The 22218-nt window shown below is 35.6% G+C and carries 12 protein-coding genes; all 12 read right to left on the bottom strand.

Translation table 11 applies throughout. The features are described 5' to 3' along the window. Window positions 1-168: 168 nt before the first annotated feature. Complete coding sequence (locus PHE88_06125; GenBank protein MDD5687388.1) at window positions 169-1989, bottom strand: proton-conducting transporter membrane subunit; 1821 nt, start codon at window positions 1987-1989, stop codon at window positions 169-171. Beyond that, window positions 1986-3431, bottom strand: coding sequence for an NADH-quinone oxidoreductase subunit L (locus PHE88_06120; protein MDD5687387.1), 1446 nt, complete (start codon window positions 3429-3431; stop codon window positions 1986-1988). Before PHE88_06120 ends, PHE88_06125 begins: the two co-directional genes overlap by 4 nt. 164 nt (window positions 3432-3595) lie before the next feature. Next, the gene (locus PHE88_06115; protein MDD5687386.1) at window positions 3596-5482 is read right to left on the bottom strand and encodes a PilZ domain-containing protein; all 1887 of its coding nucleotides are present in this window, start codon (window positions 5480-5482) and stop codon (window positions 3596-3598) included. A gap of 529 nt (window positions 5483-6011) precedes the next feature. Then, window positions 6012-7031: a PDDEXK nuclease domain-containing protein gene (locus tag PHE88_06110; GenBank protein ID MDD5687385.1), complete on the bottom strand. Its 1020-nt coding sequence runs from the start codon at window positions 7029-7031 to the stop codon at window positions 6012-6014. A 268-nt stretch (window positions 7032-7299) separates the two neighbouring features. Next, window positions 7300-8232: a response regulator gene (locus tag PHE88_06105; GenBank protein MDD5687384.1), complete on the bottom strand. Its 933-nt coding sequence runs from the start codon at window positions 8230-8232 to the stop codon at window positions 7300-7302. Window positions 8233-8370: 138 nt separating this feature from the next. Continuing rightward, window positions 8371-9426: a tetratricopeptide repeat protein gene (locus PHE88_06100; GenBank protein MDD5687383.1), complete on the bottom strand. Its 1056-nt coding sequence runs from the start codon at window positions 9424-9426 to the stop codon at window positions 8371-8373. Window positions 9427-9844: 418 nt separating this feature from the next. Next, a complete protein-coding gene (locus PHE88_06095) occupies window positions 9845-10804 on the bottom strand; it encodes an ATP-binding protein (GenBank protein MDD5687382.1) in 960 nt (319 codons plus the stop codon). A 178-nt stretch (window positions 10805-10982) separates the two neighbouring features. Further along, a complete protein-coding gene (locus PHE88_06090; protein ID MDD5687381.1) occupies window positions 10983-12254 on the bottom strand; it encodes a LysM peptidoglycan-binding domain-containing protein in 1272 nt (423 codons plus the stop codon). Between the two features lie 194 nt (window positions 12255-12448). Further along, window positions 12449-14812 carry a gliding motility-associated C-terminal domain-containing protein gene (locus PHE88_06085; protein ID MDD5687380.1) on the bottom strand — a complete coding sequence of 788 codons (2364 nt, stop codon included), beginning with the start codon at window positions 14810-14812 and terminating at the stop codon, window positions 12449-12451. A 118-nt stretch (window positions 14813-14930) separates the two neighbouring features. After that, window positions 14931-18422 (bottom strand): hypothetical protein, encoded by a 3492-nt coding sequence (locus tag PHE88_06080; protein ID MDD5687379.1) that lies wholly within the window; start codon window positions 18420-18422, stop codon window positions 14931-14933. Between the two features lie 133 nt (window positions 18423-18555). Continuing rightward, window positions 18556-20514 (bottom strand): FliG C-terminal domain-containing protein, encoded by a 1959-nt coding sequence (locus tag PHE88_06075; protein ID MDD5687378.1) that lies wholly within the window; start codon window positions 20512-20514, stop codon window positions 18556-18558. Then, window positions 20511-22175: a PorV/PorQ family protein gene (locus PHE88_06070; protein MDD5687377.1), complete on the bottom strand. Its 1665-nt coding sequence runs from the start codon at window positions 22173-22175 to the stop codon at window positions 20511-20513. Before PHE88_06070 ends, PHE88_06075 begins: the two co-directional genes overlap by 4 nt. Window positions 22176-22218: the final 43 nt, after the last annotated feature.

The following is a 22218-nucleotide window of genomic DNA, read 5'->3' as shown; positions in this document are numbered from 1 at the left end:
AGTGCACGCCCTTGGCGTGCTTAATTATGGCACTACAAGGCGGCTAACAGCAGCAGAGCAAGCTCTGCGACTACAACTATTTGTCAAAATCTACGGCTGGCTTGCCAAGGGCAAGCCACTACATACAAAACAAAAATATCAGCACCGCAAGGCGGTGCTACTACACAATTACCTCATAACTATGTAGATTATTATGATTATCGTTCCTATAAGTGACCAGGAAAGATACATTGCATAATCTCCGTTATGAAGTGCTTTTATAACTCCGGTGAAGAAATAAGTCAGCTTTACAACAAACACATCGTAAAACCAGTTAATTATCCTATCCAAACCGAATAATATTATAGAAAGAAAACCTACTATTTTTAGTCCTATATCGTAAGGGTCAAAATATCGTTTTTCCGCTTGAGCATATATATAAGATAACCCGGGAGCATAGTGTATATGGTCAACCGAACCCAAGCCGCTGCCGGATTTTTTAACACCAAAAAGATGGTTTAACAATGCAGCGATTAACACTATCACTGTAACTACCACGATTGTCATATTAGCCGGCCAACCTGAAAAACTATGGCCTTCCAAACGTTCGCCAAGAATGGGCTGGATTAAATGCTTTAATGGTAATGAATTATATACACCGAACAGGATACATACACAAGCGATAACAATCATAGGTATCAGCATTGTTAACGGCGCTTCTTTCACATTTTTATTTTCATCTTTTATCTTACCGGCATAAACAGAATGTCCTAACTTTAAAAACGATGCTGCAGTGAAAAACGAGCCGGCAACAGCCATAATATAGAATATAAGTCCTCTTTCAAGCGCACCGTCGTAAATCAGTTCTTTGGAAAAGAAACCGTTAAACGGCGGGACACCGGATATAGCTGCTGCTGCAACAATAAAACAAGCAAAAGTAATAGGCATTTTCGAGCCTAATCCGCCAAGCTTCTTTAAATCTGTTGTACCTGCCTGTCTTTCTACAGAACCACCTGTAAGAAACAAGCAGCTTTTATACATTGCATGGTTTATCATATGGAACAACCCGCCGACAATACCAACAGGCACGGCAGTTCCAATACCCAAAATCATATAACCAACCTGGCTTATTGCATGATACGACAATAATCTTTTATAATCTTTTTGTATCAGTGCCATCATAACAGCAAATAGGATTGTTATACCGCCGATTACCATAAGTAACACAGATATCCATGAAGAAGGCGTAAGATTGAACATTTCAAGCGAAATTCTGGCAAGAAAATATATGCCGAGCAATTTTTCAAGGGCTGCCGGCAGAAGTGCCATGAAAGGAAGATGGGCATCTACTGCGGCATCCGGAATCCAGCTATGGAACGGCATGGAACCCGCTTTGGAAATCGCTCCTATCATCAAAAATATGAACGCTAACCCGCCAAGCGAATCTAAATTAAGTTTAATGCTTGACATTGTTAAAGTACCCGACAGGTGTCCGGTAAGCCCTATACCAATCATCAAACATAAGTCAGAAATACCTACCAGCACAAGCGCTTTAACTGCTGTTTTGAATGCTGCTTTACTTCCGATAAGTATCATTGCAAATAATGTAACCAGTAAACCTTCCCAGAAGAACAACATTACTACAAGGTTATTTGCAAGAACAGCACCGTTTGTCATAGCAAGCGAAATCAGCATGTATGCAAAAAACTGGCTTGAATTGTCCTTGTCCTTCATGAAAGTTATAGAATATAAAGTAACTAAAACACAGAATGAAGCAACAGCAAGAATTATGAAACTGCTGAAATGGTCTAATCTTAACGAGAACTCTATACCAAAACCCGCCCAGGGAACCGAGGACATTATATTTGTTTTAAAAAGTATAATGGTAAAATAAAGATCTACTAATGTTACTAATAATGCAAGGAAACCGGACGTCTTGCGAATTGACTTCGGTATCGCAAAAACCAGTAAACCTGCTATAAAAGGCAATAATATTAATATATTAATCATTTAATAATCCCTAACATCTGCTGGACTGTTAATGCTACAAAATCAGCCGGATATTTTATAAAAATACCGCCTGCAAGCGACAGGAATGCAAGAAACGCTACGCTGAAAACCATAGTAGCTGATTTTTCTTTTACTAAATCAGTTTTTAAATCACCAAGAAAGACCGTCATAAAAACTCTTAAAAGATATAATATTGTTAGAATAGCTCCTGCAAAAAAAGTCAGGGCAATCGCTAACTGGTTATTGACGACTGCGCCTGTAATAACCATATATTTACTGAAAAACCCGCCAAATGGCGGGATACCCATAACAGAAAATGCACAAAACAGAAATGATACCGCTGTTATCGGCATAACTTTCATTAAGCCGCCTAATTTTGTGATATCTTTAGTTCCGGTATTCTGTTCAACTATACCGGCACAAAGAAACAAGCCGCCTTTTGCCAAACCATGCATGAGAATATATAGAAGACCGCCTGCAATACCTATTTCATTACCTGTTGAAAGTCCGAGAAAAATAAAACCAATCTGGCTGATTGTTGAATATGCTATTATCCGTTTTAAATCTGTTTCAATAAATGCCGCACCGGCTGAAATAAGCATGCTTAACCCGGCTATTACCGGAACAACCGTATGCCACATTACATCTAATGTAAAGGTAGCAATGAATAACCTGGCAAAAACATATACCCCGATTTTAACCAACACTGCGGCATGGAGTAATGCGGTAACAGGGGAAGGCGCTACACCGGCATCGGGTAACCAGGTATGGAACGGCAATGTAGCCGATTTTGAAAGTATGCCGAATAAAATCAACATTACAGCAATGTTTGATACCGGATTACCTTTTAAGACATCTTTAATAACTAATAAATCAAATGAGCCTGTTTCATTATATAACATAACAAACCCGATAAGCATTATTAAAGCACCGAAAACTGTTATTAAAAAAGCTTTGTCAGCCCGTAGGACGTGAATTCTCTCCCTGAAAAATCCTATTAACCGCCAGCATGCTATTGTAGTAATCTCCCAGAACAAGAACAAGAAAATCAAATTACCTGAAAAAACAAGCCCCATCATTGAGCCGAGAAACAGAACAACCATCAGATAATATTCATTCTGATTTTTATAATGGCTTATATAACCGAATGAGTAAAGAACTATTACTGCACCGATTAACGATGATGCAATCGCCATGAAAACAGCAAGCATATCGGCATGAAGTATAAAACTCATACCTAATAATAAAGGATAATTTATTGTAATGATTTCACCGGACGCAACTTTCGGTAAAAGTATCGCTGAAAATATTAAGGAAACTAAAACAAAAACTAAGGCAAGTATGTTTCTTATCTTTTGAGAGAAGTTACCGGCAAGCGGTAAGATAAATGAACCCAACACCGGAACAAAAACAATACAAAAAAGTAAAAACTCGTTTTTCATAATTACTTTAGAGAGTATCTAACCAGTTAGTTTGCTTTGTGGGAATTTAAAAAAATTTGTAAAAACAAATATTCTGTTAAAGAAGTTTTACATTTAACTAAAAAACATAATGTTTGTCAAGTAAATTATTAATGGATGATATTTTTTTAGGAAACCGAAAGTTTTTATTTTTTCTTGACATTACTTTTTTTAACTTTCAATAGTTTTTTAAATTCTGCGGTCTTTTGCAATTCGCTGAATTCGGCTGTTTTCTTTGCCGTTTCAACATATGTTGTGTCCAAAGAAATGGCTTTACCAAGTTGTGCAATCGCGTTTGCTGAATCTTTATTAGTTGCATATATTTGTGCAAGCTTAAAACATACTCTTGCTGAATTGGGATTTATTTCCGATGCAATAATATATGCCTTAACCGAACTATCGTTTAAATTTTTCTTTTTGTATAGTAGCCCAAGCCATTCATATGCTTCTGCAAAATTATTCTTTTTTACAAGCGCTTCTATAAAGTGCACAATTGCTTCTTCAGGTTCTTTTTCACTTTTACCAATACCCATTTCAAAATATTCAGTTGCAGTTTTTGGCAAAAGCGTTTTACCCATAAATGGAATTGCTTGTTTAGGTAACCCTGTTATTCCCAAACACCTGGCGATAGACAAATATGCTTCATCCGGTAATTTTGAACCTGCAACAATACCGGAAAATTCCATGAGCGCTTTATCATATTTTTTTTCTTTTTCATAACACATACCTAAATTAATTTTTGTGTCCCAATCCTGGGGCGATGCGGATTTGGCTTTTTCAAGATATACAATCGCTTCTCTATTACGGTTAAGATTGGCATATAATTTACCAAAACCAAGAAGAGCATCAAACATAGCCGGATTAATTTTCAATATCTTGATATACTCTGTCTCTGACTCGTTATACATTTTCATCATAGCGTATGATTCTGCCAATTTTACACGTACATTCATATTTTCAGGCTCAATCATAAGTGCAATCTTATAGTTTTTTATTGCTTCCTGGTAATTACCTGCACTTAGTTTTTTATCTGCACCGGCAGCGATAAATCCGGCTATCTTACCCTTATATATAAATCCGGCTATCGCAACAAAAATTAAAACCAGTAAAACATAGAAAACAGGATTAATTTTTCTTTTAACGCTTTTAGTTGTCATTGGAGGCAATATAACGGGTCTTTCATCTTCAGTTGATGCAGTTTTTTCAGACGCAATTCCGACTTTTGATTGTACACCTCTTGCAGATGACAGTTCTTTGGGAGTTAATAGAACGGTTTTTTCAGTGTTATCTGATGACGATTTTTTTTCAGGCACAATATCGGCTTTTGATTTCGCACCTCTTGCAGATAACAACTCAGCAGGAGTCAGCAAAACTGTTTTTTCTACAGATTCTTTCGGGGTTGCTTTGGGTTTTTCTTCAGGTGATAATATTTGTGTCTTTTCTACTTTAGCATCCGGAACCGGAGGCAACAATACTGTTTTCTCGGTATCCTCAGTTGAAGATACCTTTTTCTCTTCATTTTTTTCAGCCATTTTCTGCTCCTTAACATCTTTTAAATCAATTTTAGATGTTGTTTGCTTTGCATTTTGCAGTTTTGTTAATTTCTCTTTTTTACCGCATAAAGAAGCAAACTTGCATTCTTCAAAACAGAAATCTTTTTGTCCTTCCGCTCTTTTTTTATCGCATTTATCGTTATCTTCAGCAATATTTTTCAGCACCTCGGCAGTATTACCGTCAATTTCAGTAAATGAAATACCTGTATAATACTGGCTATTTTTATTTTCAAGACGAACTACTTTACCTTTTACATCAAACGACGGAATTCCGGACAATCCGATATGCAGTGAAAATATAAAGAACTTCGGCACAGGCTCACTTGTAATCATTCCTATGCCACCCGAAGAAATATCAACAATTTTACCTACAATCGGTCCCTGATAGAATGGTGGCGGAAAAAACACTTCAACCGGTTCAGCCATTCCTTCAATCAAAGAAAATCTTTTAAATTTACGTCTTTCCGATGCATTAGCCATAATAATATAAACAAGTTAGGCACGCCAAGACGTGCAACTACAAACATTGAAATTCCTATACACCGAGTTAGATTCCCGCTTTCGCGGGAATGACACACACGGAAAGATTGTCATTCCCGAGCGTCTTAATCGGGAATCTATAACATTGAAATTCTTATACATTAAGTTAAGCCCGCCACTGAACCGTTGGCGGGCAACTACCAAGTAGGTTTTAAACAAAAACAGTTGTAGTTTCACGCCCTTTGGCGTGATATCATTGAAATTCCTATACAACATGTTAATGCCGACTCCACCACTAATACTTTGGCCCTATCGGCAAGCAAGTCGGCAACTACATCAACATTGTAGTGGCAGAGCCTGACTACCGTTAGGCAGGCTTGCTCTGCCTAAATCTTTCAAATTCCGGTACAACAAATTAAGCATCCTACTTTTAAATTATTATATAACTTTTTAAGCTACTGTCAAGTTCATTTTTGGGAATTGTAAAATACACCAGACTGTTAAACAAGTTTAAAACACAAGTTGTTGTTCAAACATTATTTTCTTTTTCTGATTTTTCAGGCATAGGAAGCGAATGTAATTTCCTTTTAAGCAGGTTTTTATCAATAATTTTCGTTTTGTAAGTTGCGACTTTCACCGGAGAGATTGCTTTACTTATTGCTATCCGGACAACTTCATCATTTTTTGATTTACAAAGTACCAATCCTACGGACGGATTTTCATCTTTCAGTTTAGTCTTTTCATCAAGTGCTGTTAAATAGAACTGCATCTTACCGACATATTCCGGCTTAAAGTCGCCAATTTTCAACTCTACTGCAACTAAACATTTTAACACCCTGTGATAAAACAATAAATCTATTTTAAAATCCTGGTCACCAACGGTAATTTTATATTCTTCGCCAACAAAGGTAAAATATTTGCCAAATTCAAGAAAAAATTGCTTCAAATTTGAAACTATTGCTTTTTGTAAATTTTTCTCAGGAAAATTATCTTTCAACCCAAGAAAATCAAGCATATACTCATCTTTAAACAGTAGTGTTTTGTCTTTCTCTTTTGTGTGGGGAACAAGTTTATCTGTTTTACGGGAAAGCATATATCTTTCATATAAAGATGAATCTATTTGCCTTTCAAGTTCTCTGAAACTCCATTTCTCGTTTATGTAGGTTTTTATATAAAATTCTTTTTCTTCTATAGTTTTTGTCTGATGAAGTATTAGAACATTATGGGACCAAGGCAATTCTCTCAACAGTGTTGAGAGTTTTTCGTTATCTTTATATGTTTCGTAAATCTGTTTCATTCTCCAAAGATTCTTTGATGAGAAACCTCTTGTATCAGGAAATTCTTTTTGCAAGTCAGAAGCAACGGTTTCTATAATCCTTTCGCCCCACTTTGCCAATTCAACTTTTTCATAAATATTTTTACCCATACTAAGATATAATTCCACAAGTTGTCTGTTTACTGCCTGGTAGGCTTTTTGCCTTGCAGATATAATTTCTTGCTTTAGTTTAGTAAGAAATGATACATATTCAGTTTTAGTTATATTATTCATTTTCAAAAATCCTCTTGTTTTTGATTTTATAAAATGTTTCTAAATTCGAAGGTGGAGTTATAATCTATATTTTATTTTACATAATTTCCCTAAAAACACAATAAAAAAATCCCCATTGTGCAGCACATCTGCTGAAACAAAGACACAACATCAGCAGACTAAGAAGGGTCTGCGACTACAACTATGGAAGCAGGGTAAGACCCTGCGGCTACCTTTTTTATTTTTGGGTTGGATTAAAACATAAAAGTCTTCAAGGGAGTGGATTACTTTAAAATTTGGATATGTAACTGCCTTTGGGTTTATTTGGGTTTTTCTTTGCCTTTAATTTTAGTGATATCAAAGTCTCTATTATAAGAGGAAGACTTGGAAAAGGCTGCTTCTCATTAGTAAGAACGCTTATTGAGGCTGCCATAAATGAGAATTCTTTTAAATTACTGTCCTTATCCCGGGCAATCATATAACCCCTTTTAATATCTTCTTCATCGTAATGTTTAAGGATTAACTCGTCGAATTTCTTTGTTACTCGTTCACAAATAATATCTACTTTATCGGTAGTAGTTATAAAAATAAAATTATCTCCTCCGATATGTCCGATAAAATCACTTCGGCTGCCTAATTCATTTATTGCTTCCTTTAAAATATTTGCTGCAAACAAAATTACTTTGTCGCCGTCTTTAAAACCATAAAAATTATTATATGCTTTAAAATTATCTATATTTAAATAACAAAATGCAAAATTTATGTTATTATTTGAACGATTTTTTAATTCTTTCTCTATAAAAATGTTCCCGGGTAGTTTTGTTAACGGGTTATATCCCATTTCATTGCTCTGCCTTGCAAAAAGTTTCAATAATAATGCTTCTAATTCGCTTAAATTGAAAGGTTTTGTTAAAAACTCATCGGCACCGATTTCTATACCTTTCGTTATATCATCAGGAACAATAGTAGTAGCTGTATATAAAACTATCGGGACATTTGCCGTTCTGGGATTTGCTCTTATCTGGCAACATACTTCATAACCTGATAGTTTCGGCATCATTAAATCAAGAAAAACAAGGTCCGGCAATTCAAGCTCTAAGCTTTTTAATGCTAATTCCCCGGAAGAAGCTACTTTTACAGTATATCCATAAGTAGTAAACAGAAAATCAAGATATTCGAGTGTCGGCACATCATCATCAACAACAAGTATCCTTTTTTTCATAAATGAAAAAGCTCCTAAATGTGAAATAACGTTATAGGGTTATAGAGTTATAGGGTTATAGGGTTTTAGGGTTTTAGGGTTTAAACTCTACAAACTCTATAACTCTACAAACTCTACAAACTCTATAACTCTTTTATTTTATTTTCCTTTTAACATTTTAAAAGGGATTTTGTATACTTCACCGGTTCCCTCTGATGTAAGAAATAAGGTGTCGGCGGTCATACTCAATCCTGAAATTTTTCTGCCTGAAGCTACATTTGAACCAAAAGCGGGGATGTCATATATGGAAATCTGACTTATTTTTTTCTGTTTTTCATCTAAAAAATATCTATAAACTTTACCTGTATCAGCATCAGCGACAAAAATATTTTTACCTTTAACGTAAAGACCGACCGGGTTAGGGTTGGATAACGGGGCTGAAAATATTACCGTTAAATCCTTGTCCTTTTTATGCTTATATATCTTATCATCTTCTGAATCACAAGTCCACAAAAAATTTTTAGAATCGAATATGGCGGACGGGCTTGTTGCCGGAGCCGGAAAACTTCCCATAAGTTTCAGCGTGTACCTGTCAAACTGAAATATTTTCTTTGAAAATGCGTCACTAACCCATAAAGTATCCTTGCCGGAAGCAATACTGGAAGGGTGAATATCCTGAAGTTTATACGACTTAACAAGTGACAGCACATTATCAAGATTATGCTTATAAAGTGTCTGGGAAAACCAGTCACAAACCCATATTTCATTATCTGAAATCGTAATTCCCGAAGGATGAAGAGAAGGAATGGAATAATATGCAATAGTCGGCGGTACCGGTTTATAAAGGAAAAACCATACTGAAACAATTATAACTGTAGCTATCCCTGCAGGTAAATATTTCATTATTTTTTTTATATTGAATTGTTTCTTTATTTTCAGTTTTTCGTCGCGGTTATTAGATAAAAGTTTTGCAAGCGATTCTTTTGCATCAACATAATGTGAGTTTATATCCAAGGCAATCTTATATTCTTTTGCAGCATTACCAAAAAACCCCATTTTTTCATATGTTTTTGCTAAATCATAATGGATATTAGCATATTCAGGTGAGAATTTTAATGCTTTATCAAATTCATCGATAGCCATGGAGAACATACCTGCAGTATGATATGCTTTTGCAAGATAATAATGTGCATTAGTATTTCTTATTTTATCCACAACTTACCTCACTCCTACCTACCGTCAGGCAGGTTCGTTCGGAAAAAAACTTTGGATCTGTGAAGGGTCTCGTAAAACTGGCACTTATTTGAGAATAAGATACCTATGATGACATGTACTGTTTTTCAAGTTCTTTGCAGCTTAAGACATAAACAATATTCTTCCCCCGAAGAATTTTCCTCAAAATGAAGAGGATATCCATGCCCGTTCGCAAAAAAACTGTAATTTATGTACACCAACAACCGAGACCCTTCACTACGATGATAAACACGCCAAGAATCTACGACTACTACAAACATTGAAATTCCTGTACATTAAGTTAGGCCCGCCACTGAACCGTTGGCGGGCAGCTACAAACCAATTGATATTGTAGCCGCATAAATATTGAAATTCATAGACATTAAACTAGATGTCTTGGTTACGATATTGTTACGGGTATTACAACTTTTACAACAGTTCCTTCGCCTTCTATACTGTTAATATCTAAATGACTGTCATAAGTATCTAAAATTATACGGGCTTTTGTTGTACCAAATCCAAAACCAATCTTTTTCTTGGTCGAAAAAAACGGTCTTGTAACTTTTTCTATTAGATGCAGAGGAATACCGCGACCGGTATCTTTAAATTCTATAACAACATTTTTATCTGACACGTATGCTTTTATAGTGATTGAGCCACCGGAAGGCATTGCGTCAATAGAATTTTTCATTATTTCACTAAATACAGTTTTCAAATGTTCCTGAAAAACCGGTATATCGGGAATCCCTTCTGATATATCTTTTGATATTTCAATATTATTTTTTGATATAGGTCGCTTAAAATCCGGTAGCAACTCATCAATTGCAGTATCTATTTTAGATGTACCGCTTTCTTTTTTAAAAGGTTGTGAAAACCATGAAAGTTCCTCTGCCATTAGCGTCATCCATTCGGTATACTCAATAAGGTCATTAATAACCGCTTGGGCTTCTTTTTCTTTACAGATTTCAGTCAAAACCCTTACGTGACCGCTAACATGACCGACATCTTTTCTCAAAAATCTAACAAATTCGGAAATAAGAACCTGTATTTCAATATTCTTCTTTTTTTCGGTAAGATGAATGTTTTCAATAATTTCGTTTGCCAAATTTTGTTTTTCAAGGTCCTGTTTTTCTGCTGAAGATTTTTTCTCTTTTTTAAGTTGTTCAATATCTGCGACTTTTCCTGAAATGTTTTTTTCAAGTTCAGTAATTTTTGTCTGAAGTTCTTTTATAGTAACCTGATGTTCAAATATTTTATCTTTTTGTTCCTTTTTTTCAACATTATTGTTTTTCTTTTCGTCACTAAATTGCTTCTGCAATTCAGTAAATTTTGTTCTCCAGTAATCAGTTAATGATTTCATAATAACTCCAATGACGTCATAGGGTCATAGAGTCGTAGGGTCTTTGCGTCTTAGGGATTTACGACTCTACGGTTCTATGAATCCTAAACCTTAATCTTTGAATCTTTTAATCGCCCGCCGAAGAGACAACAGCAGCAGAGCAAGCTCTGCGACTACAACTACGACTAGTTCCGTATCGTTATGGTATTATCAATTGGCTTCCTACTATGGGTGTTCCTCTTTCTATTTTATTTTTATTGGCATTATAAATATCCTGCCATTTGTCAGAGGTACCGTAATATTTCTGAGAAATAGACGATAATGTATCACCTTTTTCAACAGTATGATACGTGACTTTTTTTACAGGAGGACGGTATTCGGACCTGCGTTTTTCAACCTCAAGCTGCTCTTTTTGTTTTTGAATCTCCTCTAACTGTGCCTTTGTCTTTTCCATATCTGACGATGTATTTGAAAGCTGCTCTGTTGTTGTATTTAAATTCTTCTGTAATTTCTCATTTTCTTTGGTTAATTTATCAATTTCAGTTTCCAAATCACTAGTATAGGGATCGTGGATCTCTTTACCAAATTCAAAAGTTATAGAAATGCGGTGGCTGCCTAAAATACTTTTTATCCCCACAATGGGCATTTGAAAAGCATAATCGATTTTTAATGGGTCGGGTAAATATGAAAAACCCAAAGAAATATTTATTAAATTCTTGCTGTAACTAGCTCCTTCTCTTATAAAAAAATCATTGGTGAAAATTAATTTTTCGCTCCCAAGGAAATATGTATAATTGTCTTTTTGTTTTTCTACATCAAAACATATTGTTGCAAAAGCAGGCCGGTAACTTATGCCTAACCGCATTTTTAACGGCAGAGGTAAAACTTCAGCAATACCAATATTCGGTTCATTAAGATTAAATGCAGAAAATCCGGCTGAAAACTTTTTTGTAAATTTCATAAACAAACCCACATCACCCGAAAAAGATGTCCGTGAATCTCTATTAAAAACAGGGTCAATTTCAGTGTAAGAATCACTACCATATTTTATTCTTAATGCTTTTAAATTAAATCCGAAAGAAACATTTTTTTTAATATCTTTAGCGTAACTTAATGTAGCAACGTTTTCGCTGTAAATTGATGAAAGCCTTAAATCAGTAACTGAAACTGCTATTGATTCGCGCCCTCTTATAGGATACAAATAACCGATAAAACCGTCCGAGATGTTGCTTTTGTCATCCAATCCTAAAAAAGGTCTGCCAAATGAGGTAATAAGTTCTTTATATCTTATCTGTGTAAGCCCGGCCGGATTATAAAAAACTGCCTGGATATCATCAGCAAGTCCGGTAAATGCATTACCCATACCATAAGGACGGGCACCCGAAGATATATTTTCAAATGCCGGGTATACAAACGAGCCGGTAAAAAAGATAAAGATAAATAATAATTTGTAAAAATAATTTTTATTCATAAATTTTCAGACCTATCAGCTAAGAATCTTATGATCCCCCTCATCCCTGCCTGCCGGTAGGCAGGTTTCATCTTCTCCCCTATGGGGAGAAGAAAGAGTTGAGGGGATGAATATGCCATTCTCACGGAAGTCAAGTTTCAGCAGAGATAACGCTCTGCAACTACAATTTAAGTTATGATACAACCTATTTCTCCTTATCTTGCGACTACTACTGTGCCGTTACAGATGTTTTTGCCATTTCTTACCTGATAGATATAGATACCGGGCAGTACAACTTTACCATTAAAATCCTTACCATCCCACACAAACCATGAAAAATCTTTTCGTGTCATCTCTGAAATCTTCCTGCCCGTAAAATCATAAACCTCAGCAATAACGTCTTCTTCTGACATTCCTGTAAATGTAAGATTTATTTCATCATTTATGCCGTCATTATTCGGAGTAAATATTTTCGTTGGGAATGAATATGCTAACTTTAAAGTAGAGGATTGGATACTGCTGGTATAAAATTTTCCGAGTTTTGTAGTTTTAACCGTTATACTGTTGCCCCTTTGACCGCCAAGAGCAACATATTCAATCCCGTTGTACCAGTAAACACAGTCGTCATCTGTTTCAAATGTAATTTTTACAGGTGCAGAAAATATAAAACTGGTAACTTCGGTCAAATCCGCAGATTTCAACGGTTTTATGTCATAGATTTTGCCTGATTTTGAAATTGATATAATTGTATTTTCAAGCGAACTTTGTACAGTTTGCGGAATTTCTATAATTAAATCCCTGCCGTTTGAAATAAAAATCTGTTTTGATTCATCGGGGTTCACGGCAATAGAATTCGCGCTTTCATTGCCAAAAACATCAATAGCGCGGATAATTGTCCAGTAACCGGTAACTGCCGGTGTTGATGTCTGTGTTGTATAACCGGCAAATGTCCCTGCTGTTCCTGCGTTTTTTATATCAGTAGAACGATATATTTTATATTTTGAAAAATCAGTACTTACGGTACCGTCTTCATCCAGCAAAACAGGGCTCCATGTAATTATATTATTCGTAATTTTTATATTTGCGGGGGATGACGGCAAAACAGGTTTTACATAAAAAGAAAATGTCTGGTTTGAAAAAACACTTGCCGGCACAAGATATTCGTCTGATGCTTCAACTTTCCAATAATATGTCGTGCTTTCAGTAAGATTTGAAGTAAGCGTATAACTGGTATCTGTCAACCCGGAAACAGTTAAATATGTGGAGAAATCAGAATAAGACGAATAGTAAATTTTATATTTTATTCTTCCGGGGGGATCAGGATCACTTGATGCTTGCCATAAAAAAGAGGGTTTTTTTAATACAATTTCGCTGTTCGGTGATAGTAAATCAAAACTTGTCGGAGGTAGATTAGATGTATTTATGTAAAACATTCTTGCTGCGGTATACGTTATTCCACCATCGGAATCTATCGCTTTTGCACGCCAGTAATATGTTGTATCATCAGCAAGCGCTTCAATGAATGTGTATGACGAGTAAACAAGATTGGATGGCGCCTGAACCATAAAATGAAAATCACTGAACTCTGAAATTTGAAGCCCATACGAGTTAATTCCCTGTCCATCAGGGTCAATTGTGTCCTCCCAGTCAAAAAACGGTTTTGTATTTGGTACAAATGCTTTATCTGCAGGAGATATAAGATTAAAAGCAGCTGGCAAGGCATTAAAAGGTGTTCCTGATGGTTCAGGCGATGTCGTGTCTAATTCTGACCATCCCAAGATATTTTCATCTCTTGTTTTTATTGCAAAATAATAACTGACATCGTTTTCCAGTCCGGTTATCAGGTATTGCTGCATGACACCGGGTGATGTAGAAGTTGGAATCATAATTCTATACGGATATCCTGCCGAAACATTATCCCAATCGGTTTCAGTTGTAATTGGTGCTGTTTTTGAACATCTTATTTCAAAAATACCGCCTGATATATCATTTATATTTCCATCATCACCAGGTGCTGTCCATGCAAGAGATATCTTCTTATAACTTGCTGTAGCTGATAGATTACCTACCGGAGCAGGTGGTATAAGTCTTACATAACAGGAACTATTGGAGTTAATACCCGCTACATCCAGTGTTGAATTCCAAACACCGAAATTAGAATTTTCATCATAACCTTTAACCGCAAAATAAAGTCTTTTGCCAACATATGAAGTAAGTGCTGTTAATGTTATTGTCTGTTTCTCACCAGGACCTACAATATCTACACCTTCCCAATTATAAATATATTCTTTATGTCCTTCTTCAAGAAACCAGGGATCTGTTCTTATCGGAACCTCATCATATTTAATAAGATATCCGGTAATTTTCCCGGCAAGTTCATCATCACCCGGAGCTGTCCATATAAGTCTGACTTCCCCTTCATTATCGCCACCTAAAGCAATAAGATCTGATATGCCGGCGGGTAGAGCTAAATCAATAGAACGAAGAACAGAAGATAAGCAGGTAAGCAGACAAGTTAATAGCAAACTTAGTCTTAACCACTTAAATTTATAATTTTTTAAAAAATTTAGTTCTATCATATATGCTGTCAGGGTCGCAATCTGGTAATTTCTGAGGTTTTATATAACATGCTGAAAATGCATTGCCTTACCATAACGACGCACGCCAAGGGCGTGCTACTACAATTATTACATAATCTTATATAGGGGAATTAAGCCAATTCAGTATTTTCCCCAATACAGAATCTTTCTTTTTATCAGATTGCCCGGTTTCAACATCAACAGGTGATTCGGGATGCATGATAGTATCTCTGGAATCAAGAATTGCTTTTTGGAATGCCTGTGCATTCTTAAAAGTTTCAATTTCACTTTTCAATATTTCTATTTCTGATAAATTTTGTGCATTTGCATTCAGGAATGATTCCTCAATTACTTTCTTTTCCTGCTCGTATTTTTCAACGATAACGGTCATTTTCTCAGAAAATTCCGATTCCATTTTTTCTTTCTGTGAAATCAGTTTGTTTTCCACATTTTTTTGAAGCATTAAAATTTCTTCCTCTTTTCTCTTATTTTCTGCCTGTATTCCGGCAAGTTCTTTTTCAAATTGTTGTTTAACCAGTTTGATATTTTGAATGCTATCTTTTAGTTTATTCAGTTCCGTATCTTTTTCTTTTAGCATTGACTTATCTATTGAAGCATTTTGAAACATCATTTCTGTTTTTTCTTCTATCTCCTTTTCTGTATTTTTTAATTGAGTTTTAAGAGATTCCAACTGGCCATTTAAATTGCGTATTTCTCTTTCTTTTTCTTCCAACATTTTTTTATCTAACGAGTCCTTCTGATATGCAGATTTTACTTTCTCATCTACATTGTCTTCTGCATTTTGTAACCGCCTCTTTGTAGATTCCAACTGGTCGTTCAAACTGCTTATTTCTTTTTCTTCTAATATTTTTTTATCTAACATATTCTTCTGGTATGCTGATTTTATTTTCCCTTCCATATCTATTTCTGCATTTTGCAACTGCTTCTTAAGAGATTCCAACTGGTCATCTTTTATCACAATCATATTATCATATTTAAGTTTTTCCATATTAATACGCTCATCTAATACGCTTTGACTGAGTTTTAATTTAAGTTCCATCGCTTCCAGTTCTGCTTTTTTAAGATTAATTGTTTTTAATTCTTCAGCTGGAAATGTTGTCTTTTTTGTCAGTTCATCTACCCATTGTTGTTTTTCTTCAAACCATTTATTGCGGATATTTTCTGTTTCCATCTTAATGGTTGAAATTTCGTTTTCTTTACTTTTGATATAGTCTTGCATTTTTTCTTCATATTCTTTTGTTTTGGTAGAAATCTCTTTTGAAAATCTTGCACGTTCATTAACCAAATCTGCCGATACTTTCTCAATCATCGTCTTAAGATTATTCTCCGTCTTTGTCATTTCAGAAATACGGTTTTCGTACTGACTTTTAACCGACAAAATATCGTTTTCCTTAGCTGACATTAGCAATTTGTATTTTTCATTCTCTTCAGACCACCGCTTTTCCTTTGAACTAAGTTCGGAAGAAAGAGCTGCAACTTTTTCTTCCATATATGATTTTTCAGAATGAATTTTTTTGAGCCAGTTGTTATTCATTTCTTCAAGTTGTTTCGACATCCCCTGCTGCAGTAACGCTTTTTCTGATTCAATTTGCCTGATTTTGCCGTCATATTCATTTTTTGTCCCTTCATATTTTAATCGCCACTCATCATCTCTGACTCTTAAACTTTTTTCAAATTCTGACACCTTTTTTTCTATAGTAATCTGGTGGTTTTTCTCAAGTTCATTTTTAGAAGCACCTTCGGCTTCTAATTTTTTCTGGAATTCCTGTTTCTGTTTTTCAATTTCGGTTATTTGCCTTTCCTTCAATAAATCCATTTCCCTCAAGTGCTCTTTTTCAATAAAACTTAGCCGAGATTGGTATTCCTGCTCAATATTTTTTTTCTCATCAAGTGATACCGAAAGTCTTTTAGTATATTCGTTGGTTAAAACTTCTATTTCATTTCTAAATTTCATTTCCAGTTTCAGATTTTCATTCAACGCATCAGCAAGTCGTTTGTCAGAATCAGCACGAATGGCTGCCTCTTTTTTTTCAAAATCTGCATTAATACTGGAAATCTTTTCTTCCCTTTCTAAAAGCACTTCTTCGTAAAAATCTTTTTGTTTTCTTAGTTCCTCCTGAAGGGAGGTTTTGACTTCCAGCATTTCCTTGTCTTTTTCTGAAATTAGTTTTTCTAATCTCGTCCTTTCCTGTAATAACAGCTGGTTTTGCTGGTTAATATTTTCTTTTAACTGGTCAACGTTTTGCTGGTGGATATTATTCAGTTCTGCAAGTTTATTATTGAAACCCATTTCAACTTTTTGTAATTGTAAATCTTTATCTTTAAGTTTATTTTCATATTCGACTTTTAAGCCATCCATTTTTGAACGCCATTCGTCATCCCGTTCACTTGTTTTTTCTACTGTCTGGCGGAATTCCCCTTCAAGCCGTTTCTTATCTTCAATATTTTGTGAAATTTGCTTTTCAAAATCAGCCTTTAACAAGTTTTCTCTTTCAGTAAATTGTTTATACAGCGAGCCGATTTCGTCTTCCTTATTTTTTAATTTTTCAGCTGAAATCTTCCTTTCTGCTTCTAATTGTGCATTGAGTGTTATTTTTTGACCCTCTACCACAGAATATTCTGTTTTCAGCTGGTTTAGTTTTTCTTCGTATTCTGATTTAGTTTTTGCAACTTCCATAAGTATATTGGCTTTAGCAGAAGACAGGTCATTCTCGAGTGAACCAAGAATTTTATTGTAATTATCTTTTACATTATCTAATTTTGATGTGATTAGATTTATTTCATTTTGTTTCTTTAAAATCTTATCATTAAAGTCGCTATTAAGATGATTTTTCTCGTGTTCTGCTTTTTTTAAAAGTGCCTCTTTTTCTGTTTGTAAAGCATCAAGTTTGCCTATTAGTTCCTTTTCCTTCTGGGACGATTTTATATAAATATCGGTAAGTTTATTTTCATATTGTTTTTGTAAGGCTACAAGCCTTTCCGATAAAGCTGCCCCTAAATTTATTTTAACTGCTTCTATTTCGCGTGATGCATTTTCCTGAACGCTTTTTAACTGCACGTCTTTCATAGCAGCTTCGAGTCGCACTGAAGTTGCTTCATCTTCTTTTGACTTAAGTGCCTGAAGAAATGTTTTTTCCCGTGCCTCCTCTAATTTATTTCCAAGTTCTTTTAATGACATTTCAAGTTTCAATTTCTCTTCACGGATTTCTGACTCTTTTTTTGTTCTTTCTTCTTCTTCTTTTAACTGGCGAACGGCAAATTCATCTAATGCTTCCTGTGAATCCTTTTGAAGGGAATTTATTTTTTCTTCCCAGAGATGTTTTTCTTTTTCATGTTTTTCTTTCACTTCTTCAAGCATTTTCGCCATATTCATATATGTCTGTTCCATCTCCTGAAATTTTTTCGAATAATCAACGGACGACGAGCTAGACGAAGGAGAAACATTCTGAGATGAGAAAGGTGCATTGGGAATCATAGGCGGCATACCCTGAGATGATGGTGGTAAATCCAGTGCAGACGGCATTGAATTGTTTTCCTGTGGAAATGGCGGGAACCCTCCTCCGAAAACATCTTTTTTTTCTTCGCTCATTTTAAAACCTCCCGTACGTGTTATAGGGTTATAGAGTTATAGGGTTTTAGGGTTTTAGGGTTAAGAATTTGAATCAATAAACTCTAAAACCCTACGAACTCTAAAACTCTATAACGCTAAGAGCTCTACTCTCCTATTTTGCTGCTGCTCTTTTCTGTTTTTCTCCCTGGAGCCAGTCACGGAGTTGCGTGTTTGACGGGTTTGCTGATAATGATTTCTCGTATGCTTTTATAGCGTCGTCAATTCTTCCCTTTGAGTAGAGACAGCTCCCGAGATATTGCCAAGCCTGCCAAAAATTCTGATTATATTCAACCGAACGCTGGAAATAATGTATTGCATCGTCGATTTTACCGGAAGAATATGAAGTAATACCGGCATTGTAGTATTCAATTGCTCTTTGAGGCGACTCGGTAGTTTTTTGAGATTGTTGGGACTGCTGTGATTGTTGTGATTGCTGTGGCTGTACTGTTCTATATTCTTCACCAATATTCAGTTTCTGAAGACGACCTTCAACCTCAACTCCTTGTTTCTCTGATTCATCATCTTGTCTTAAAACAATTTTCTTATCTTTTTCCATTTTTTTAACTGTTTTTTCTATTTCACGCTGGACCTCACCGATTTGCTGCTGGCTGTATGGTTTACCAAAATCCATTTCTTCTTTCAGTAAAACTCTACCACCTTCGGACATATTTGCCAGAACTTTTTGCATAACCGCTTCAACACCGGTACCTTTTAAGGCAATTGCTATCTGATCAGTTTTTATTTCCCTTAAAATAAACTGAACTGTCTGGTCGGGCAGTTTTGCCAAATCTTCAAACATGAAAATACTTTCACGAACTTTTCTTGCAAGTCTTGGTGACTGTTTTTCAAGGGTATCCGACATTTCTTTCCTGACCTTGTTATCAACTTGTTCAATAATCTTTATGAAGACATCTATACCACCGACAAGAAAATCAATTTTGCCCTTAATCTTTTCATGGATTTTATATACATCTTCCTCAGAACTGAGTTTCACATTTGCAATACATATTGCCGTCTGAAGCTGTAAATCAGAAGAAAGCGATGCAACTACATCCGCAGACAGTTCAGGTTCAAGATAGGTAACAATCAACGCAATCACTTCCGGAGGCTCTTCCTGTATAAGATAAATAAGATTTTTTAGGTTATCTTTCGTAATAAATGCAAATGGTTTTTCTTTCTTTTTCACTTTCTTATCCTCCTTTTCCATTAATTCTGTTATTGATTCACCGCCAACACCACCTGCATCTGCAACTCCACCCGCGCCGCCTGCAACACCACCGCCTGCACCGCCACCCGCAGTTCCACTTGTTTCACCTTTTGATTCAGTCTTTGAAAAAACGGTGAAATCACCGCCACTTTTACCTTCTCTAATTGCTGAGGCAAACGATAAAAGTACACTCTGAAGCGGTCCCATTAAAACAATAAGAAATATTACTCCTAAAATAAGCGGGACTAAAACAGTTGGTTTAATAAAAGGTGCCCAAAAAGCTTCTGACGAAAATGGTGCTTCTTTTATTTCAAGTACAAGCTTATCCGCACCTATGTCAGAACTAATCGATTGCTTAATTGCTTCCTTAATAATAGTCTTTTTGGCTTCCTGAACACCTTTGTCAATAAGAATTGTAACTTTTAATAACTTAAGTATGGTCGGAATAACAGTTTGTTCAATACTCTGACTTAACCCTGCTGATTTTTCTGAACCGGGAGAAGCTTGCTGAACAGGTGCTGCGCTGTCTTCATCAAATCCCGGAAGAACCTGCGGCTTGGATTTTAACCCGGAAAAAGGATTCGTTTGACTGGCATTTCCCTCTCTCTGATTTTTCTGAGATGTTGCTTTAACAATCTGTAATTCTGCTGAAACAAAAACAACTGATTTTCCGGAACCGACAATTTTTTCTACAATATCTATAATCCTTTTCTCATATTCTTTTTCAATCTTCATTTTTTCCTGCAGAAGTGAGGAATATTCGGTTTCAGCATAAATTATAGCGGTAAAATGGTATAGTAGTAAAACAACAAATAAAACCCACTCTACCGCCTGATTACTTAATAGCTTAACTACTTTTCTCATTTTTGTTCTCCTTCTCCTCCGAACATTCTTAAAATATCCAGAACATCTTTATCAGTAGGATCAATTTCAAGTACTTTTTTCCAGGTTGCAATCGCTTTATCTTTAAGACCCATCTGGTAATAACAGGAACCCATTCTCTTTAATGCTAATAAATTCTTTGAGTCAATAATAAGGATTTCCTGACATTCATTGATAGCAGCATCATATTGTTTCTTTGAGAAATATTCTCTTGCTTTTTCCTGTTTTTGTTCAATTAAACTGAGTGCCGGAGCTGATGTGGATTTAATACCTGAAATCGGCGTAAGTGTCTGCCCTGCTTCTTTTTCAACTTCGTTTAATAAACGTCTTAAATTTTCATTCTGTGGCTGTAAAGAATATGCATGTCTCATTGCCATAATCGCGTTATTTATATCATTTTCAATATAATAAGCAATACCTGTCCTGGTTGCTTCTGCTTCTACGGAAGTTCCTTTTTCAGCATTTATCCAAGTTGAAACAACCTGGATTCTCGGAATCGCTCTTGAAAGGTCTTCATTTGTCGGGTCAATACTATACGCTTTTGAAAGACGATCCATAGAAACAAGATATTCTCCGACTTTATATGCTTCCATTCCTTCTTTGAAATATTTTGCCATTTCTTCAAATTTGCCGGTCCTGGAAGATTTACCAAATTTCCAGCTTGCAGAGACTCTTGTAGAAGCCCCTAATTCATGAAACGCCATTGCTAAATCAAGAGAATAATCTTTATATCTTCCGCCCATACCTGCTGTTGTTTCTCTTATTCCGGTATCACCGACATCAAATCCGAATCTTGCAGCGATATAATCCATTGCCCAATATTCGGTTCCAATATGATAATTTATGTTAGATTTCATACCCTTTTCAACATCAAGCGCAACTATTAATTTATCTTTTAACGCCCTGTAAGCAGCACCTAATTTCAAAACAATCGGGAAATCATCATCAGTATCACCTAACTTTAGCGATATCATATTCTGTATATTTATTGCAAGTTTTAGTTTCGGATAAACATCTTTCATCATAATAGCTACGTCAGATGTTATAAACGCAACCGTGTAAACATCAATTACATGAGAAACATACTTTGCATTAGCACCAAACGCAAGTTTTTTGGAGAGGTCTTTGGCAAATGAACCGGTTATTGCCGTCTGCGTGTCATCAAATGTTCCTAAAACTTTAAAATCAACAACATCATTTTGAGCATTTCTTTCAATTGAAACTTTTTCAAACTTAGAAGATGTAAGGGATACGAGTGAAACACCGAAGACTCCTGATTTTGTTGTCGGATGAACATACGAAATAAAACTATAAGTCGTGTCATACCACAACTTAGCGTAAAGTCCGGTAAATTCCTTACGCTCAATTTGAGTTAACCCTGCAGGGTTCCAATATGTAGCAGTTGCATCATCTGAAATCGCTAAAAACGCTTTACCCATAGCAAGCGCCCTTGCACCGGCACCCCAGGAAAGGAACTGACCTACCTGACCGCCGGAAGAGGCAGCGTAGAGACTGTCCGAGGTCCGAAGTCCGAGGTCCAAGGTCAATACTAAAACAAAAAATATAAATATAAGCCGTTGACCCAGGACATTGGACCTCGGACATTGGACTGTATTTAATATCTGGTAATTGATTTTTTTCATAGCTGCCTCTATTGCTTAATTACCTTTACAACAAAAAACCGAG

This window comes from Elusimicrobiota bacterium, from assembly GCA_028718185.1.
In the GTDB taxonomy this organism is placed as follows: Bacteria; Elusimicrobiota; UBA8919; order UBA8919; family UBA8919; genus JAQUMH01.
The sequence above is the reverse complement of the archived record's forward strand: the minus strand, read 5'-3'. Positions and strand labels throughout refer to the sequence as shown.

What these genes read in the sequence shown, in the direction of transcription:
- PHE88_06080 (MDD5687379.1), bottom strand. Translation starts at nt 18,422, where the DNA reads ATGAGCGAAGAAAAAAAAGATGTTTTCGGAGGAGGGTTCCCGCCATTT.
- PHE88_06070 (MDD5687377.1), bottom strand. Translation starts at nt 22,175, where the DNA reads ATGAAAAAAATCAATTACCAGATATTAAATACAGTCCAATGTCCGAGG.
- PHE88_06110 (MDD5687385.1), bottom strand. Translation starts at nt 7,031, where the DNA reads ATGAATAATATAACTAAAACTGAATATGTATCATTTCTTACTAAACTA.
- PHE88_06125 (MDD5687388.1), bottom strand. Translation starts at nt 1,989, where the DNA reads ATGATTAATATATTAATATTATTGCCTTTTATAGCAGGTTTACTGGTT.
- PHE88_06090 (MDD5687381.1), bottom strand. Translation starts at nt 12,254, where the DNA reads ATGAATAAAAATTATTTTTACAAATTATTATTTATCTTTATCTTTTTT.
- PHE88_06105 (MDD5687384.1), bottom strand. Translation starts at nt 8,232, where the DNA reads ATGAAAAAAAGGATACTTGTTGTTGATGATGATGTGCCGACACTCGAA.
- PHE88_06085 (MDD5687380.1), bottom strand. Translation starts at nt 14,812, where the DNA reads ATGATAGAACTAAATTTTTTAAAAAATTATAAATTTAAGTGGTTAAGA.
- PHE88_06095 (MDD5687382.1), bottom strand. Translation starts at nt 10,804, where the DNA reads ATGAAATCATTAACTGATTACTGGAGAACAAAATTTACTGAATTGCAG.
- PHE88_06120 (MDD5687387.1), bottom strand. Translation starts at nt 3,431, where the DNA reads ATGAAAAACGAGTTTTTACTTTTTTGTATTGTTTTTGTTCCGGTGTTG.
- PHE88_06075 (MDD5687378.1), bottom strand. Translation starts at nt 20,514, where the DNA reads ATGAGAAAAGTAGTTAAGCTATTAAGTAATCAGGCGGTAGAGTGGGTT.
- PHE88_06115 (MDD5687386.1), bottom strand. Translation starts at nt 5,482, where the DNA reads ATGGCTAATGCATCGGAAAGACGTAAATTTAAAAGATTTTCTTTGATT.